Annotated in this window: 11 protein-coding genes; 8 read left to right on the top strand and 3 right to left on the bottom strand. The window is 70.7% G+C overall.

Annotated features, from left to right (window positions below; translation table 11 throughout):
- The first annotated feature begins 16 nt into the window (after nucleotides 1-16).
- Entirely contained in the window at nucleotides 17-2,122 is a 2,106-nt protein-coding gene (gene kdpB / locus PV796_RS11165) for a potassium-transporting ATPase subunit KdpB (RefSeq protein ID WP_274912802.1), read from the top strand.
- A gap of 6 nt (nucleotides 2,123-2,128) precedes the next feature.
- Entirely contained in the window at nucleotides 2,129-2,791 is a 663-nt protein-coding gene (gene kdpC, locus PV796_RS11160; protein ID WP_274912801.1) for a potassium-transporting ATPase subunit KdpC, read from the top strand.
- Nucleotides 2,792-3,251: 460 nt separating this feature from the next.
- On the opposite strand, the gene PV796_RS11155 is transcribed toward kdpC, so the two are convergent.
- Nucleotides 3,252-3,833, bottom strand: a complete 582-nt coding sequence (locus tag PV796_RS11155; RefSeq protein WP_274918969.1) for a GNAT family N-acetyltransferase — start codon at nucleotides 3,831-3,833, stop codon at nucleotides 3,252-3,254.
- Nucleotides 3,834-4,132: 299 nt separating this feature from the next.
- Between PV796_RS11155 and PV796_RS11150 the strand changes: the two genes are divergently transcribed.
- The 4 genes from PV796_RS11150 to PV796_RS11135 all read left to right on the top strand — a co-directional run bounded on the left by PV796_RS11150 (nucleotide 4,133) and on the right by PV796_RS11135 (nucleotide 8,921).
- Nucleotides 4,133-6,688, top strand: coding sequence for a sensor histidine kinase (locus PV796_RS11150; protein ID WP_274912800.1), 2,556 nt, complete (start codon nucleotides 4,133-4,135; stop codon nucleotides 6,686-6,688).
- A gap of 175 nt (nucleotides 6,689-6,863) precedes the next feature.
- Complete coding sequence (locus tag PV796_RS11145) at nucleotides 6,864-7,547, top strand: response regulator (RefSeq protein WP_016570936.1); 684 nt, start codon at nucleotides 6,864-6,866, stop codon at nucleotides 7,545-7,547.
- Between the two features lie 150 nt (nucleotides 7,548-7,697).
- Nucleotides 7,698-8,096 (top strand): OB-fold nucleic acid binding domain-containing protein, encoded by a 399-nt coding sequence (locus tag PV796_RS11140; RefSeq protein ID WP_199836367.1) that lies wholly within the window; start codon nucleotides 7,698-7,700, stop codon nucleotides 8,094-8,096.
- Between the two features lie 3 nt (nucleotides 8,097-8,099).
- Nucleotides 8,100-8,921: a DUF3159 domain-containing protein gene (locus PV796_RS11135; RefSeq protein ID WP_446750585.1), complete on the top strand. Its 822-nt coding sequence runs from the start codon at nucleotides 8,100-8,102 to the stop codon at nucleotides 8,919-8,921.
- A gap of 67 nt (nucleotides 8,922-8,988) precedes the next feature.
- On the opposite strand, the gene PV796_RS11130 is transcribed toward PV796_RS11135, so the two are convergent.
- On the bottom strand, nucleotides 8,989-9,660 hold the full coding sequence (locus tag PV796_RS11130; protein WP_274912798.1) for a potassium channel family protein: 672 nt from the start codon (nucleotides 9,658-9,660) through the stop codon (nucleotides 8,989-8,991).
- Nucleotides 9,657-10,325 carry a potassium channel family protein gene (locus PV796_RS11125; RefSeq protein WP_274912797.1) on the bottom strand — a complete coding sequence of 223 codons (669 nt, stop codon included), beginning with the start codon at nucleotides 10,323-10,325 and terminating at the stop codon, nucleotides 9,657-9,659. Before PV796_RS11125 ends, PV796_RS11130 begins: the two co-directional genes overlap by 4 nt.
- Nucleotides 10,326-10,656: 331 nt before the next feature.
- On the opposite strand from PV796_RS11125, the gene PV796_RS11120 reads away from it, so the two are divergent.
- Together PV796_RS11120 and PV796_RS11115 are read left to right on the top strand one after the other, a co-directional pair.
- Nucleotides 10,657-12,609: an NAD-binding protein gene (locus PV796_RS11120; protein ID WP_274918968.1), complete on the top strand. Its 1,953-nt coding sequence runs from the start codon at nucleotides 10,657-10,659 to the stop codon at nucleotides 12,607-12,609.
- 229 nt (nucleotides 12,610-12,838) lie between these two features.
- Nucleotides 12,839-14,890, top strand: a complete 2,052-nt coding sequence (locus PV796_RS11115; protein ID WP_274912796.1) for an APC family permease — start codon at nucleotides 12,839-12,841, stop codon at nucleotides 14,888-14,890.
- The last annotated feature ends 125 nt before the right edge of the window (nucleotides 14,891-15,015 follow it).

The following is a 15,015-nucleotide window of genomic DNA, read 5'->3' as shown; positions in this document are numbered from 1 at the left end:
GGAGGAGCCCGGCTCCATGTCCACCGCAATACCGACCCGTGCTCCAGAACAGGACGACACGGGCGGGCAGCAGTCCGGAGACGGCCGTGTGGGCGGCGGTCTCTTCGACCCCAAGCAACTCGTCACGTCCCTGCCGGACGCCCTGCGGAAGCTGAACCCGCGGGTGATGATCAAGTCGCCCGTCATGTTCGTCGTCGAGGTCGGCTCCGTCCTCACCACGATATTTGCCTGCCTGTCACCTTCCGACTGGTTCGGCTGGGCGATCGCCGTCTGGCTGTGGCTGACCGTCATCTTCGCCAACCTCGCCGAGGCCGTCGCCGAGGGCCGCGGCAAGGCGCAGGCCGACACCCTCCGCAAGGCCAAGACCGACACCGTCGCCCGCCGCCTCAACGGCACCGACGAGGAACAGGTACCCGGCACCGAACTCCGCGTCGGCGACCTCGTCGTCTGCGAGGCCGGCGACATCATCCCCGGCGACGGTGACGTCGTCGAAGGCGTCGCCTCCGTCGACGAATCCGCCATCACCGGCGAATCCGCGCCCGTCATCCGGGAGTCCGGCGGCGACCGCTGTGCCGTCACCGGCGGCACCAAGGTCCTCTCCGACCGCATCGTCATCAAGATCACGACGAAGCCCGGCGAGACCTTCATCGACCGGATGATCAACCTGGTCGAGGGCGCGGCACGGCAGAAGACGCCCAACGAGATCGCGCTGAACATCCTTCTCGCGTCCCTCACCATCGTCTTCCTGCTGGCGGTCGTCACCCTCCAGCCGTTCGCCATCTACGCCGGCGCCGAGCAGCCGATGATCGTGCTGCTCGCCCTGTTGGTCTGCCTCATCCCGACGACCATCGGCGCGCTCCTCTCCGCCATCGGCATCGCCGGCATGGACCGCCTGGTGCAGCGCAACGTGCTCGCCATGTCCGGACGTGCCGTCGAGGCGGCTGGCGATGTGTCGACATTGCTGCTCGACAAGACCGGCACCATCACCTACGGCAACCGCCGCGCCGCCGAGTTCGTCCCCGTCCCCGGCGCCGACGAGACGGAACTCGCCGACGCCGCCCAGCTCTCCTCGCTCTCCGACGAGACCCCCGAGGGACGCTCCGTCGTCGAACTCGCCAGGGAGAAGTACGCGCTGCGCGAGGGTGAGTTCAACGCCGACACGTTGACGGGCGCCGAGTGGATCCCGTTCACCGCGCAGACCCGGATGTCCGGCGTCGACGTCGACGGCCGCAAGATCCGCAAGGGTGCCAGCGGCTCCGTTCTCGCCTGGGTCCAGGAGCGCGGTGGCGAGGCCACCGAGGACGCCCGGCAGCTCGCCGACACGATCTCCCAGGCCGGCGGTACCCCGCTGCTGGTCGCGCTGGAGGACGAGAGCGGCCCCCGCGTCCTCGGTGTGATCCACCTCAAGGACGTCGTCAAGGACGGCATGCGCGAGCGCTTCGTCGAGCTCCGCAAGATGGGCATCAAGACGGTCATGATCACGGGTGACAACCCGCTGACCGCCAAGGCCATCGCGGACGAGGCCGGCGTGGACGACTTCCTCGCCGAGGCCACCCCCGAAGACAAGATGGCGCTCATCAAGCGCGAACAGGCCGGCGGGAAGCTGGTCGCGATGACCGGTGACGGGACGAACGACGCCCCGGCGCTGGCGCAGGCGGACGTCGGTGTGGCGATGAACACCGGTACCTCCGCGGCGAAGGAGGCCGGCAACATGGTCGACCTCGACTCCAACCCGACCAAGCTGATCGAGATCGTCGAGATCGGCAAGCAACTCCTCATCACCCGCGGTGCGTTGACGACCTTCTCGATCGCCAACGACGTCGCCAAGTACTTCGCGATCATCCCCGCGATGTTCGCGGTGGCCTACCCCGGTCTGGGCACCCTCAACATCATGCGGCTGTCCAGCCCCAACTCCGCCATCCTCTCCGCGATCATCTTCAACGCGCTGATCATCGTGGCCCTCGTGCCGCTCGCCCTCAAGGGCGTGCGCTACCGCCCCGTCAGCGCCGACAAGATGCTCCGCCGGAACCTCGCGGTCTACGGACTGGGCGGCCTCATCGCCCCGTTCATCGGCATCAAACTCATCGACCTGCTGATCTCCCTCATCCCCGGAATCGGGTGACCCGCCATGAACAACTCCGTACGCAACACAGCACGGTTGCTGACCGCGGGCCTGCGCGCCCTGCTCGTCCTGACCGTCGTCTGCGGGGTGATCTACCCCCTGGTGGTCACCGGAGTGGCGCAGGCCGCCTTCAACAACAAGGCCAACGGCTCCGAGGTGACCTCTCACGGCAAGGTCGTCGGCTCCAGCCTCCTCGGTCAGCGCTACGACAAGGGCACTGACAAGAAGGGCAACCCGATCCCGGACCTCCACTACTTCCAGCCCCGCCCCTCGGCCGGACTCACCAGCAACCGGGCCAACGGCGTCAACCCCCAGTACAACCTCCAGGTGTCCGGCGCCTCCAACCTGGGCGCCACCAACACCGACCTCGTCAAGGCCATCAAGGAGCGCAAGCACTGGGTCGCCACCACCTACGGTGTCCCCGAGTCGCAGGTGCCGGCCGACGCCGTGACCTCGTCCGGCTCCGGCCTCGACCCCGACATCTCCCCGGAGTTCGCACTCCTCCAGGTCAACCGCGTCGCCAAGGAGAACCGCCTCCCTGCCGACAAGGTGAGGCAGCTCGTCCAGGACCACACCCAGGGACGCCAGTTGGGATTCATGGGGGAGCCCCGGGTCAACGTCCTGGAACTCAACATCGCACTCCGGGACCTGGCACAGGGACAGCGGTGACGAACGGTGCCCCACCAAGGCACCTCACGCGGCGCGCGTCTGCCGTAGCCAGTCGCCGCGACCGATCGGCATGCGGGGGAGGCCCCGGGGATGATCTTCCCCGGGGCCTCCCCTTTGTGCGTGTGGCGCGGAAGCGAGCGGCGGCCTGCGTCGGCTTGTGCCGGTCCGTGCCGGCACCCGCCCTGGAGCGCGTCCTCCAACTCCGCTTGAAGCGGCCCGATCTGCGTCTTCTGCGAGTTATCCACAGGCGTTGTCGGCCCGGGCGCGGGATCCTCATACTGTTTTTGCGGCGGGAGGGAAGAGTGTTGAGGAGGCGAGCAGTTCGGTAGTGGATTTCCCTAAGTGTGCGGAGATGGAGCGGAGTTGGGGGCGATTCGGAATGGATTCGGAGACGGTGGAGTGAGGCGTGGGCATGGGCGTGGGCGTGATGGTGGGACCACCAGCCCACCTCCCTCCGCCCCTACCAAACGTCCCCCTCCCTCCAATCGCACGTCAGGTCGGCCTCGGGGGCGAGGGGTACGGACGACGGGAGGACGTAGAGGGTGCCGTCCTCGTTCGCGGTGCGGCGGGGGCCGGTTGGGGTGAGGGTCCAGGAGTGGCCGCGCCAGGGTTGCCAGCCGCGGGCGGCGTAGAAGGTGGCGGCGTCGGCGGCGGCGCTGAGTGCGCCGAGGTCGTAGGCGTTGCGGATCACGCGTTCCAGGGCTTTCATCAGGGCGGCGCCGTGGCCGCGTCCGCGGTGGTCCGCGCGGACGCCGACGCCCTCGACGTAGCCGCAGCGCAGGGCCCGGCCGTTGTGCAGTAGGCGGCGTTGGACGACGGCGGCGTGGCCGATCAGTTCGCCGTCCTCGTGGACGAGGGCGTGCAGGCCGCCGAGGGCGTGCTCCCAGTCCTCGGCGGTCATGTCGTCGAAGACGTCGTAGAGGAGGATGCGGGCGGCGTTGAGGGTGGCGGTGTCGAGGTCGGCGGTGTGGACGACGCGCACCGAGGCGGCGCTGGTGGGGTGTTCGGAGGAGGCGGGGGTCGGGTGGCTCGTGGGGGACATGGGGGTCATGGGAGGCATCGTGGCAGGGGGTCTCGGCAGGGGCGATCGCTTTGTTTCGGCCAGTGATTCCGGTCGCGGGCGACCCGTTTCGGCGGCCCGGAGGCGGTCGCCGGAGGGTCGGTGGCGTCCCTTACCAGAGTGCCCGGCAGCCCGATCAGCTCCCTGCTCAGAAGGTGTATCAGAGTCGCGTAAAGACCGGGCGAGAAGCCGCTACCTGGGGCTTTTTTCGGCGAAACGGTCGGTAGGGTCGCATCAGGTCTAGCCCGGTGGGGGCGGCCTTCACGTAAGACAATGGGGCCATGGCACGCGGCAAGCTACGGATATATCTCGGCGCGGCACCGGGCGTCGGCAAGACGTACGCGATGCTGTCGGAGGCGCATCGGCGCGTGGAGCGCGGTACGGACGTCGTGGTGGCGTTCGTCGAGCACCACGGCAGGCCCCGCACCGAGGTGATGCTGCACGGCCTGGAGCAGGTGCAGCGACGGGAGCTGGAGTACCGCGGGTCGACGTTCACGGAGATGGACGTCGACGCGGTGCTGGAGCGGAAACCGGCCGTGGCGCTGGTCGACGAGCTGGCGCACACCAACGTTCCCGGGTCCCGCAACGGCAAGCGCTGGCAGGACGTCGAGGAGTTGCTGGAAGCCGGGATCACGGTGATCTCGACGGTGAACATCCAGCACCTGGAATCGCTCGGGGACGTCGTCGAGTCAATAACGGGAGTGCGGCAGCGGGAGACGGTGCCGGACGAGGTCGTCCGGCGGGCCGACCAGATCGAGTTGGTCGACATGTCGCCGCAGGCGATCCGGCGGCGGATGGCGCACGGCAACATCTACCAGTCGGACAAGGTCGACGCGGCGCTGTCGAACTACTTCCGGCCGGGCAACCTCACCGCGCTGCGGGAGCTGGCGCTGCTGTGGGTGGCCGACCGGGTGGACGAGTACCTCCAGCAGTACCGGGCGGAGCATTCGATCCGCTCGACGTGGCAGGCGCGGGAGCGGATCGTGGTCGGGCTGACCGGCGGTCCGGAGGGGCGGACGCTGATCCGCCGGGCCGCGCGGATGGCCGCGAAGGGGTCGGGCAGCGAGGTGCTCGCCGTCTACATCGCCCGCAGCGACGGGCTGACCTCGGCCTCGCCGAAGGAACTCGCGGTCCAGCGGACCCTGGTGGAGGACCTCGGCGGGACCTTCCATCACGTCATCGGGGACGACATACCGAGCGCGTTGCTGGAGTTCGCCCGGGGGGTGAACGCCACTCAGATCGTGCTCGGATCGAGCCGCCGCAAGTCGTGGCAGTACATCTTCGGCCCGGGTGTGGGGGCGACGGTGGCCCGGGAGTCCGGGCCGGACCTCGACGTGCACATCGTGACGCACGACGAGGTGGCCAAGGGCCGGGGGCTGCCGGTGGCGCGGGGGGCGCGGCTGGGGCGGTCGAGGATCGTCGCCGGCTGGCTGGTCGGGGTCGGCGGTCCGGCGCTGTTGTCGTTGCTGCTGACCAAGATCTCGAACGGGCCGGGGCTCGCCAACGACGTGCTGCTGTTCCTGTTCCTGACGGTCATCGCGGCGCTGCTCGGTGGGCAGTTGCCGGCGCTGGCGTCGGCGGCGGTCGGCTCGTTGCTGCTGAACTTCTACTTCACGCCGCCCACCCACACGCTCACGGTCAACGACCCGAAGAACATCGTGGCGATAGCGATCTTCTTCGCGGTGGCGGTGTCGGTGGCGTCGGTGGTGGATCTGGCCACCCGGCGGACCCACCAGGCGGCGCGGTTGCGCGCCGAGTCGGAGATCCTGTCGTTCCTGGCGGGCAGCGTGCTGCGCGGCGAGACCACGCTGGACGCGCTGCTGGAGCGGGTGCGGGAGACGTTCGGGATGGACACCGTGGCGCTGCTGGAGCGGCGCAGCGACGTCGATCCGTGGACGTGCGCGGGCCGGGCCGGCGGCGACGAGAGCGTGCCCCCGCTGCGGCGCCCCGAGGACGCGGACGTGGACATGCCGGTGGGGGACCACATGGCGCTGGCGCTGACCGGCCGGGTGCTGCCGGCGGAGGACCGCCGGGTGCTGGCCGCGTTCGCCGCGCAGGCCGCCGTCGTCCTGGACCGGCAGCGGCTGGTGGGAGAGGCCGAGCGGGCCCAGGAGCTGGCGGAGGGCAACCGGATACGGACCGCGTTGCTGGCCGCGGTCAGCCATGATCTGCGGACGCCGCTGGCGAGCATCAAGGCGTCGGTGACGTCGTTGCGGTCGGACGATGTGGCGTGGTCGGAGGAGGACGAGGCGGAGCTGCTGGAGGGCATCGAGGCGGGCGCGGACCGGCTGGATCACCTGGTGGGCAATCTGCTGGACATGTCGCGGCTGCAGACCGGGACGGTCACGCCGCTGATCCGGGAGATCGACCTCGACGAGGTGGTGCCGATGGCGCTGGGCGGTGTCCCGGAGGGCAGTGTCGCGTTGGACATCCCGGAGGAGCTGCCGATGGTGGCGGTGGACCCGGGGCTGCTGGAGCGGTCGGTGGCCAATCTGGTGGAGAACGCCGTGAAGTACAGCCCGGACGGGGAGGCGGTGCTGGTCGCGGCCAGCGCGCTCGGCGACCGGGTGGAGCTGCGGATCGCCGACCGGGGTCCGGGGGTGCCGGACAGCGCCAAGGACCGGATCTTCGAGCCGTTCCAGCGGTACGGGGACGCTCCGCGGGGCGCCGGGGTGGGGCTCGGGCTGGCCGTGGCGCGTGGTTTCGCGGAGGCGATCGGTGGGACGTTGGCGGCGGAGGACACTCCGGGGGGCGGCATGACGATGGTGCTGACGCTTCCCGCCGCCCCGGGCGTTCCGCCGGTCCGCCCTGATCTTCCGGCGCAGGCGACGACATGAGTCGGGGCCTGGGCGGTCGTACCTGCGGCGGGATACGGCCGCGTTCCGGTGACGGTACGTGCCCGCCGCGTGGCCCGGGAGGGGCCCAGCACGGCGGTCGGGCAATACCGGCCGCACTCACCACCTGGCCGGCGGGCGTTGTCCGTCGGCGACCGACACCGCGAGGAGAACGCCAGTGAACCGGGTGCTTGTGGTCGATGACGAGCCGCAGATCGTCCGCGCCCTTGTGATCAACCTGAAGGCGCGCAAGTACGAGGTGGACGCCGCCCCGGACGGGGCGACGGCCCTGAAGCTCGCCGCGGCCCGCCATCCCGATGTCGTGGTCCTGGACCTGGGACTGCCCGATATGGACGGGGTGGAGGTCATCAAGGGACTGCGCGGCTGGTCGAGAGTCCCGATCCTGGTGCTGTCCGCCCGGCAGACGTCGGACGAGAAGGTGGAGGCGCTGGACGCGGGCGCCGACGACTACGTGACCAAGCCGTTCGGGATGGACGAGCTGCTGGCGCGGCTGCGGGCGGCGGTGCGCCGGGCGGAGCCGACCGGGCCGGCGGACGACGAGGTGATCGTGGAGACCGAGGGGTTCACGGTCGATCTGGCGGCGAAGAAGGTCAACCGGGGCGGTCGGGACATCCGTCTGACGCCCACGGAGTGGCACCTGCTGGAGGTCCTGGTCCGCAACCAGGGCCGACTGGTCAGCCAGAAGCAGTTGCTCCAGGAGGTGTGGGGGCCGTCGTACGGCACCGAGACCAACTATCTGCGGGTGTACATGGCGCAGCTTCGGCGGAAGCTGGAGGGCGATCCGTCGCACCCGCGGCACTTCATCACGGAGCCGGGGATGGGATATCGGTTCGAGGGGTGACGGCGCGACGCGGCCGTTGCCCGGGGGTGGTGTGGGGGCCGTGGGGACGGTGGGGCGGGGGAGGGCTGTTGCTTCGGGGGGTGAACGCGGGGTTTCCGGGGGTTGTGCGGGGGGCGGGGGAGGCCGGGCGGGCCCCGGTACGCTGGGGTTATGAGTGCTGGGACCCGACCCGAGAAGCCGGCCGGCCGGTTCCGCCGGATGCTCGACAGGCTGTCGTCCTCCGAGGAGGAGCTGCAGTCCGCCGAGTTGCAGGAGGACGCGCAGGCGACGGGGTGCACCCGGATATGCGACTGTGACGACCGACAGATAGTGAAGGTTTCCGGCACCCTGCGGCATGTCACGCTGCGGCCGCGCGCCGGTGTGCCCGCGCTGGAGGCGGAGCTGTTCGACGGCTCCGCGGCGCTCGACGTGGTGTGGCTGGGTCGCCGTTCCATCGTCGGGATCGAGCCGGGCCGTAAGCTCATCGCCTCGGGCCGGGTCTCGCTGAGTCACGGGCGCCGGGTGCTCTTCAATCCCAAGTACGAACTGCGACCGCTCGGACAGGAGTAGCCGGTGACGTCGTACGACCGACCGACCACTGAACCTGAGGCTTCCGTTTCCACCGATCGTCCGGTGGGCGCGCCGACCGCCACCGTCGATGCCGGCGGCAGGGAGGTGACCGAGGCGGCGCTGTTCGAGGCGTTCGGTGGCGTGCGCGGCATGGTGGAGACGGTGCTACCGGGTCTGCTCTTCGTCGCGATCTTCACGGTCAACAAGGACCTGCACGTCTCGGCGATCGCGGCGCTGGCGGTGTCGCTGGTGCTGTGCGTGGTGCGGCTGGTGCGGAAGGGCACCGTCAAGCACGCCTTCAGCGGGGTGTTCGGGGTGGCCTTCGGCGTGGTCTTCGCGATGATGACCGGCAACGCCAAGGACTTCTACCTGCCGGGCATGCTCTACACGCTGGGGCTGGCGCTGGCCTACATCGTGACGACGCTGGCGGGCGTCCCGTTGATCGGGCTGATCCTGGGGCCGGTCTTCAAGGAGAACCTCTCCTGGCGCACGCGGAATCCGGGGCGCAAGAAGGCGTATGCGAAGGCCAGTTGGGCGTGGGGCCTGATCCTGCTCGGCAAGTGCCTGATCCTCTTCCCGCTGTACTGGTGGGCGGACACCACGCAGTTGGGCTGGGTGCTGGTGGCGTTGAAGATCCCGCCGTTCCTGTTGGCGCTCTACCTCACCTGGATGTTCCTGGTGAAGGCGCCCGCGCCGATCGATGTCTTCGCGGAGATGGAGGCGCAGGAGAAGGCGGAGGAGGCCGAACGGGAGCGGCAGCGCGGGCTGTTGGAGCCGGACGCGGCCGCCGAGCGCGGCAGCGGGGCACCGCGGCACCGCCGCTGAGGGAGAGGGACGGGCGAAGGGCCCGGGAGCCACACGGCTCCCGGGCCCTTCGCGTGTCGCGGGCGGTTCAGCCGTCGGTGCGGCGGACCGACAGCAGGTCCTCCAACTGCTCCTCGCGGGACTGGGCGGCGACGAACAGCAGCTCGTCGCCGGCTTCGAGGGCGTCGTCCTTGTTGGGGGTGAGGACCCGGGTGCCGCGGATAATCGTCACCAGGGAGGTGTCCTCGGGCCACTCGACGTCGCCGACCCGGGTGCCGGCCAGGGCGGCCTCCGGGGGGAGGGTGAGCTCGACGAGGTTGGCGTCGCCGTGGCTGAAGCGCAGCAGCCGGACGAGGTCGCCGACGCTGACCGCCTCCTCGACGAGGGCGGACATCAGCCGCGGGGTGGAGACCGCGACGTCGACGCCCCAGGCTTCGTTGAACAGCCATTCGTTCTTGGGGTTGTTGACGCGGGCGACGACCCGGGGCACGCCGTACTCGGTCTTGGCGAGCAGCGAGACGACGAGGTTCACCTTGTCGTCGCCGGTCGCGGCGATGACGACGTTGCAGCGCTGGAGCGCGGCCTCGTCGAGCGAGGTGATCTCGCAGGCGTCCGCCAGCAGCCACTCGGCGAGCGGGACCCGCTCGACGGAGATGGCGGTGGGCGCCTTGTCGATGAGCAGGATCTCGTGCCCGTTTTCCAGGAGTTCGCCGGCGATGGAACGGCCCACCGCGCCGGCGCCTGCGATCGCGACCCTCATGCGTGCGCCTCCTCGGGACCCTGGGCGAATGCCGCCTCGACCTTCTCCACTTCGTCGGTGCGCATCATCACGTGCACCAGATCGCCTTCCTGGAGGACCGTCTGGGAGGTCGGCAGCATGGCCTCTCCCAGGCGGGTGAGGAAGGCGACGCGGACGCCGGTCTCTTCCTGCAGCTTGCTGATCTTGTGGCCGACCCAGGAGGTGGAGGTGTGCACCTCGGCCAGTTGGACGCCGCCGCTGGGGTCGCGCCACAGGGGCTCGGCGCCCGAGGGCAGCAACCGGCGGAGCATCTGGTCGGCGGTCCAACGGACGGTGGCGACGGTGGGGATGCCGAGGCGCTGGTAGACCTCGGCGCGGCGCGGGTCGTAGATGCGGGCCGCGACGTTCTCGACGCCGAACATCTCGCGGGCCACCCGGGCGGCGATGATGTTGGAGTTGTCACCGCTGGAGACGGCGGCGAAGGCGCCCGCCTCCTCGATGCCGGCTTCGCGGAGGGTGTCCTGGTCGAAGCCGACTCCGGTGACCCGGCGGCCGCCGAAGGCGGAGCCGAGCCGGCGGAACGCGGTCGGGTCCTGGTCGATCACCGCGATGGTGTGGCCCTGGCCCTCCAGGGTCTGCGCCAGCGCGGAGCCCACGCGGCCGCACCCCATGATGACGATGTGCATGCTGATTACCCCGTGCCCTGTACTAGCGCGCTGACCTGACCAAACACCCTGCTCACTACTTCCTTCTCCGACGTTCCGGCGCCACGGAGCCGCTGTCCGCGACGGCGGCCCGGTGCGTCAGACGGGGGCGCCGGCCGCACCGTGGTCCGGTACAACCGTAGCCGTAACGGTGGGCTCGACAGGGGGCGCGGTGGGGTCCGGGCCGTCGTGGGGCGGTGGTGCGGCAGCGCGGGATGGTGCGGTGGGCTGCGTGGGGGCGGACGGGTAGGGCACGCTACGACGTGTGCCTCAACTGCCACATCAGCCCCAACAGGGCGCTACCGCACCGCACATGGTGGTGTGCGGTGACGACGCGCTGGCCCACCGGCTCGCCGCCGAACTCCGTGACGTCTACCGCGAACGGGTGACCCTGGTCGTGCCGTCCGCACGGGAGCCGCGCCGCTCCCGTATCCCCGCGCCGTCCCGCGGCCTCGGCCGGGCCACCGCGCTGCTCGGCCGGATGTCGGCGGCGGTCGGGCGCACCGGGCCCGGCGCGCCCCCGGTATCGGGTGAGGACGTCGAGCCGCCGCAGGAACCGGTCCGGGTCCTGGAGGCTGACCAGGTGGACGACGCGACGCTGGTCGAGGCGGGCATCACCGGGGCGGGTGCGCTGGCGCTGGTCCACGACGACGACGATCTCAACATCCACGCCGCGCTCCGCGCCCGCCGCCTCAACCCCCGACTGCGGCTGGTCATCCGGCTCTACAACCGCAAACTCGGCCAGCACCTGGAGGAGTTGTTGGACCAGGCCGCGGCGGTCGGCGCGGGTCGGGCGGTGGACGGCGCCCGACCGATGGGGGCCGAGGCGTCCACCACGGTGCTCTCCGACACCGACACCGTCGCCCCGGCGCTGGTGGCCACCGCGGTCGCGGGAACCAGCAAGGTCATCGAGGCGGACGGACTGATGCTGCGCGCCGTGGAGCGTGCGCCGGGGCAGTCCGGGCCGGCCGGAGCGCGGCGCTTGTGCACCCTGGCGCTGCTGTCGCCGTCGCCCGGTGAGCAGCCCGGCGCGGCGGGCGCGTCCGAGGCGGGAGCGGGCGACGACGGCCCGGTGCTGCTGCCGGACGACGCCACTGCGGGGGCGGCCGCGGACCGCGGCCGGGTCGTCCTGGAGACCGTCGCCTACACGGGCCGGACGGTGCGGCCCAGGCGACTCCGCGGCCGGGGTGCGCCGCTGACGTCCCTGTTCTCCCCGCGGCTGCGCTGGTCGCTGGCGGGCTTCGTCGGGGCGGTGTTGGCGCTGGCCGTGGCCGCGTCCCTGACCACGGGGGAGCAACCGCTGCACGCGGCGTACCTCACGCTGCTCGACCTGTTCGCGATCGACGAGCCGGCGCTCGACGGGTCGTTGGCGCGCAAGGTGCTCCAGTTGTTGGCCGGGTTGGTCGGGCTGCTGTTGCTCCCGGTGCTGGTGGCGGCGGCGTTCGAGGGGCTGGGCACCTTCCGCAGCGCCTCGGCGCTGCGCCGGCCGCCGCGCGGACTCTCCGGTCATGTGGTGCTGCTGGGCCTGGGGAAGGTCGGTACCCGGGTGCTCGCGCGGCTGCACGAGATGCGCATCCCGGTGGTGTGCATCGAGGCCGACCCGGAGGCGCGGGGCATCGCCCTGGCCCGTCGGCTGCGGGTGCCGACCGTCGTCGGCGATGTCACGCAGGAGGGGGTGCTGGAGGCGGCGCTGGCCGAACGGGCCCGCACCCTGCTCGCGTTGACCAGCGAGGACACCACCAATCTGGAGGCCGCGCTGTACGCCAGGTCGGTCAATCCGCGGCTGCGGGTGACCCTGCGGATCTTCGACGACGGGTTCGCCGCCGCCGTCTACCGGACGTTGCGCGCCGCCCACCCGGGCGCGCGGACCCGCAGCCGCAGCGTCTCCTTCCTGGCGGCGCCGGCGTTCGCCGGGGCGATGATGGGCCGGGAGATCCTGGGCGCGATCCCGGTGGAGCGACGGGTGTTGCTGGTGGCCCGGGTGGAGGTCGGCGGGCATGCCGCTCTGGAGGGACGCACGGTCGGCGCGGTGTTGCGCCCGGGGCGGCTGCGGGTGTTGGCCGTCGACGCCTCCGCGTCGGACGCGCCGGCGGAGCCGCTCGCGGCGGACGGTCCGCAGCCGGGCCCGGGACGGCCGCCGGCACACCTGGCGGACGAACTGAACGACTACGTTCTCCGGCCGCGCGATGTGGTGCTGTTGGCCGCGACCAGGGAGGGACTGGGCGAGTTGCTCTCGCGCCGGCCGCGGCCGGCGCACGCGGAGTGAACCCGCGCAACCGCGACACGCCCGGGGCTCGTGACGTCCGCCACGAGCCCCGGCTCCACGGGATACCCCGCACCGACGGGGCCGCCACCCTCTGACGTGCAGATTTCGTGGAAGTAACGGGCAGTCGATGCGGAGTCGGGCGACTCTGTGAGCCGTGGCGCATTCGAGTGCCCTTACACGTCCGGATGGCGGGTGGGCGAGCACCTTGACGAAGGCTTAGCATCCTCTGGTGTCCAAACTGACCGACGTGCCCAAACGGATCTTGATCGGGCGCGCACTGCGCAGCGACAGGCTCGCCGAGACCCTTCTCCCCAAGCGCATCGCACTCCCCGTCTTCGCCTCCGACCCGCTCTCCTCCGTGGCCTACGCGCCCGGCGAGGTGCTGCTCGTCCTCTCCGTGGCGGGGGTCTCCGCGTATCACTTCAGCCCCTGGATCGCGGTCGCGGTCGTGGTGCTGATGTTCACCGTCGTCGCGTCGTACCGGCAGAACGTGCACGCCTACCCGAGCGGCGGCGGTGACTACGAGGTCGCCACCACCAACCTCGGGCCGAAGGCCGGCCTGACCGTCGCCAGCGCGCTCCTCGTCGACTACGTCCTGACCGTCGCGGTCTCCATCTCCTCCGGAGTGGAAAACCTGGGCTCCGCGGTCCCGTTCGTCGTCGAGCACAAGACGTTGTGCGCCATCGCGATCATCGTGCTGCTGACGCTGATGAACCTGCGCGGCGTCAAGGAGTCCGGCAAGCTCTTCGCCATCCCCACGTACGTCTTCGTGGCCGGCGTCTTCATCATGATCCTCTGGGGCGCGTTCCGCGGCCTGGTCCTCGGCGACACCATGAAGGCCCCCACCGCCGACTACACCATCCACGCCGAGCAGGGCGGACTCGCCGGCTTCGCGCTGATCTTCCTCCTGCTGCGCGCCTTCTCCTCCGGATGTGCCGCGCTCACCGGCGTCGAGGCGATCTCCAACGGCGTGCCCGCCTTCCGCAAGCCGAAGTCGAAGAACGCCGCGACCACCCTCGCCCTCATGGGCGGGCTGGCCGTCACCATGTTCTGCGGCATCATCGCGCTGGCCATGACCACGCACGTGCGGATGGCCGAGAAGCCGGCCACCGACCTGCTCCACAACGGCCGTCCGGTCGGCTCCGGTTACACCCAGAACCCGGTGATCTCGCAGGTCGCCGAGGCGGTCTTCGGCAAGGGCAGCTTCCTTTTCGTCGTCCTCGCCGCGGCCACCGCGCTGGTCCTCTTCCTCGCCGCCAACACCGCCTACAACGGCTTCCCGCTGCTCGGCTCGATCCTCGCCCAGGACCGCTACCTGCCGCGCCAGTTGCACACCCGCGGCGACCGGCTGGCGTTCTCCAACGGCATCGTGCTGCTGGCCGGCGCCGCCACCGTCCTGGTCTACCTCTACGGCGCGGACTCCACCCGCCTGATCCAGCTCTACATCGTCGGCGTCTTCGTCTCCTTCACGCTCAGTCAGATCGGCATGGTCCGGCACTGGAACCGCCACCTGCGGAGCGAGAAGGACCAGGCCAAGCGCCACCGGATGCACCGCTCCCGCGCCATCAACACCTTCGGCGCCTTCTTCACCGGCCTCGTCCTCGTCGTCGTGCTGCTGACGAAGTTCACCCACGGAGCCTGGGTCGCCCTCCTCGGCATGGTCATCTTCTTCGTCACGATGACCGCGATCCGCCGTCACTACGACCGGGTCGCCGACGAGATCGCCGCCCCCGACCTCCCCGACGACGAGGTCGTCCGCCCCTCGCGCGTCCACTCCATCGTCCTGGTCTCCAAGGTGCACAAGCCCACCCTGCGTGCCCTGAACTACGCCAAGCTGATGCGCTCGGACACCCTGGAAGCCGTCAGCGTCGACGTCGACCAGGCCGACACCCGCGCCCTGCGTGCCGAGTGGGAGCGCCGCGGCATCGAGGTGCCGCTGAAGGTCCTGGCCTCCCCGTACCGCGAGATCACCCGGCCGATCATCGACTACGTCAAGTCGCTGCGCCGGGAGAGCCCGCGCGATGCGGTCTCCGTCTACATCCCCGAGTACGTCGTCGGCCACTGGTACGAGCACCTGCTGCACAACCAGTCCGCACTGCGCCTGAAGGGACGCCTCCTCTTCACCCCCGGCGTCATGGTCACCTCGGTGCCCTGGCAGTTGGACTCCTCCGAGGCCGCCAAGAAGCGCGCCCGCAAGCGCGCCGAGTGGAACGCCCCCGGCTCGGTCCGGCGCGGCCCGGTCTCCGCACCGAAGAAGGAAGCCGCGGCCACGAAGAAGTGAACCCGGCGCCGGCCCCGCTCGGGGGCCGGCGCACCGTGCCACACCCCGTAGAATGGACGGCTGGCCTCCACCCGGAAGCCAGCCGTCACGGTTTTCGCCCCACGCCTACCCAGGAGCTCCCCGCC

This window comes from Streptomyces sp. WZ-12 (assembly GCF_028898845.1).
Lineage (GTDB): Bacteria > Actinomycetota > Actinomycetes > Streptomycetales > Streptomycetaceae > Streptomyces.
The sequence above is the reverse complement of the archived record's forward strand: the minus strand, read 5'-3'. Positions and strand labels throughout refer to the sequence as shown.